Source organism: Streptomyces sp. NPDC054840, assembly GCF_053611065.1.
On sequence record NZ_JBSGZP010000788.1, the window covers coordinates 1 to 3,081 of the forward strand.

2 protein-coding genes are annotated in these 3,081 nt (G+C 73.0%); both read right to left on the reverse strand.

Going from position 1 to position 3,081, the window contains the following annotated elements; genetic code table 11:
- The coding region (locus tag ACWGIU_RS34035; RefSeq protein ID WP_453711964.1) for an AAA family ATPase at window positions 1-1,897 on the reverse strand (1,897 nt) is incomplete at its 3' end.
- Between the two features lie 377 nt (window positions 1,898-2,274).
- Window positions 2,275-2,907 (reverse strand): uridine kinase family protein, encoded by a 633-nt coding sequence (locus ACWGIU_RS34040; protein ID WP_453711965.1) that lies wholly within the window; start codon window positions 2,905-2,907, stop codon window positions 2,275-2,277.
- Between the last annotated feature and the right edge of the window lie 174 nt (window positions 2,908-3,081).

Genomic DNA, 3,081 nt, shown 5'->3' on the forward strand with positions numbered 1-3,081 from the left:
GTTCCTGGGGGCCGCGGCCCGACAGGACCTCCCCGTACGCCTGCATCAGGTCCGGCAGCCGGAGCGTCGACAAATCGTCCCGCGACGGCTCACCCGCGAAGCCCGCCAGCCGCAGGTCCCGGTACGCGCAGCTCTTCTCGTACAGGGTCCGCAGGAAGCGGCCGTTGCCGAGCTCGTCGATCCAGCCCTGCTCCACCACGTGCCCGCTGATGCTGCGCAGCTCCTCCAGCGCCTCCTCGTCCCAGTGGTCCCCGTTCGCGTCCGCCAGCACCCCGCCGATCGCGGTCAGCTCCAGCGGCCGGTAGCTGGGGAAGTCCACCCGGGTGGTGAAGCGCGAGGACAGCCCCGGATTGGCGGCCAGCAGCCGGTCCATCCCGGCCGGGTAGCCCGCCAGGATCACCACCAGGTGGTCCCGGTTGTCCTCGGCCCGCTTGAGCAGCACCTGCAGGGCCTCGTCGCCGTACGCGTCGCCCTTGCTGTAGCCCGAGTTCGACAGCGAATAGGCCTCGTCCACGAACAGCACCCCGCCGATCGCCGAATCGATCAGCTCGTTCGCCTTCACCGCCGTCTGCCCGAGGAACTCGCCCACGAGGTCGGCCCGCTGCGCCTCCACCAGGTGGTCGCCGCCGAGCAGCCCCAGCGCGTAGAAGACCCGGCCCAGGATCCGGGCCACCGTCGTCTTGCCCGTACCGGACGGACCCGAGAACACGAAATGCCGCTTCGGCGGCTGCACCGGGAGCCCCTGACCTGCCCGCAGCCGCGCCATGTGCAGCTGCGCCGAGAGCGCCTTCACCTGCCGTTTGACCGGCTCCAGGCCCACCATCCGCTCCAGCTCCGCCAGCGCCTCGGCGAGCGCCGCCGGGTCCGCCGGCCCCGCCGGCAGCCCCTCGGGCGTGCCCTGCGGCGGGACCGGCGCCTTGCGCCGCGCTCCCTCCACCCGTCCCGCCGGGGGAGTCGGCGGAGCCGGCGGATCGGGCTCCGCCTGACCGTCCGCCGCGATGTCCTGGACGGGCCCGCCGCCCAGCGCGACCGCCGCGAAGTCCCCGCCGGCCGGGGACGGGCCGTGCCCGCTGTAGCTCCCGTACGCGGCGTACCCCGCCAGACCTGCCAGGTCGGCCATGCCGTCGGTGTCGTCGCCGTCCTCGATGGCCGTCAGCCGGGCCGCGGTGTCCATGAACGAGGGGTCCACCCGGTGCACCGCCCGGTACAGCGGCAGCGCCGCCGCACTGCGCCCGGTGCCCTCCCGCGCCCGCGCCAGCCAGTAGCGCAACTCCTTGCGCTGGGGCTGCTCGCTGCGACACCGCATCAGTGCCGCCGCCAGCATCGGCTCCGCCTGCCCGTACATCTCCAGCCGGACCCGCGCCATACCGCCGAACAGCCCCGCCTCGATGCCCAGCAGCGGATCGGTGACCAGCGGCTCGGTGTGCCGGACCAGCTGCTCCCAGTCCTTGACCAGATAGGCCCGGCAGGCGTGCAGGAACCGTACCTGCGCGTCGGTGTCCACCGGCGGCAGTGCGGCCAGCGCCTGGTCCAGCTCGGGCACGTGGCGGCCGTCCAGCCAGTGCGAGGCGTGGGCGAGGAGCAGGTCGCGCCGGCTCTCCAGCACCGGCTGCACCCACCAGCCCAGCCAGTACCAGGAGTTGAGCGTCCGCCGGTGCCGGGCGCGCTGCTCGCCGAACCGGTCGCGGTGGGCGTACATGCGAAGTAACGCGTTGCCGGTGTCCACCCGGAGCGCGTGCAGGCCCAGCCATGCGTCGGCCATGGTGGGGTCGAGTCGTACGGCCGCCCGGAACTCCTCCTCGGCCTGCGGATAGGCGCCCATGGTGCAGGCGTCGACTCCGCGCAGCCAGGCGAGTTCGGCCGGGGCGTGCATGCTGCCCGGCGTGCCGAAATCCATCACGTCCCCCACAAGCCTGCCCCCGTGGTGCGCGGCAACCTCCGTGACGAGCACATGAGTTGCCCACTGCGCCGATGAAATCAGGGCTGCATCGTACCTGCGGTCACGCACCTTACGTAGGGCGCGACGGACCCGGTTCCGGCGTGCGCCCCTGGGGCTGTCGGTGACTCAGGGTGAAGGATCGCGGCGGATCGGCCTCACGCGACACCGCGGGGGAGGAGGTGTGGGCAGAACGAAGCCCCCGATCACGGGGGAACAACCGGGGGCTTCGTGTCCGCGGCGGCCTGCGAAGGCCTCGCATGGGAAACGTAAGGCCGCTCCGGGCCCCGGGTCAAGCAGGTCGGCCAGGCCCCGGCGGAGCGGACTCCCGGGGGCGTTCAGGCCCGGGGGAGCTTGTCACTCGCGGTGACGGAAGCGGAGGTTCCCGTCATCGCAGGAGCCCCGGAAGTCCACTCGTATCCCGTACCGCTCCGGCGCACCAAGGTGTCGGCGAAGGGGCGCGAAGGGTCGTTGGAGAAGTGCGCGCGCTCCGCGCGCTCCCATCCGTCCCAGAAATCGGCAAGTTCACGCCCGTCCCGGTCTCTCCCCCGTTGCCAGGACTGCTCGCGCGCGGTCTCCATCCACAGCAGCCGCGCCAACCGCGGCCGCAGCGCCGCCCGCCCCGCTCCGACCCCCTCGACCAGGAGCACCGGCACCGGCTCCAGCACCCGCTCCGGCCCGAACCGGCGCTCCACCCAGTCGTACGGGGCCCAGTGCGCGGGCCGCCCGGCGGCGAGCGGCTCCAGCACCTGCGCGCGCAGCCGGCCCTCCCAGCCGAACAGCTCCTCATGGGTCGCCACGTCGTCCAGGTGCAGCACGGGCGCCTCCAGCACCCCGGCGAGCCGCCCCGCGAAGGTGCTCTTCCCGGATCCGGCGTGCCCGTCGATTCCGATCAGGCGCACCGGGCCGAGGGAGGGCGGCAGGGCGGCGAGCTCCCGTGCGAGTGACTCAAGTGACTGCTGTGGCTGCACCCGACCAGCCTAGGCCGTCTCCTTCGGAGCTTGTCGGCCGAGCCCGCGGCACCGGACGCCGCGGGCCCGGCACGATCCGAAAGAGACGGCCTAGATGTATTGCCCTGTGAGGTTGGGGACGCGGCTGGCGGGTGGTTTGCCTGCGAGCGCGGTGTGTCCGCGGTGGTGATTGTA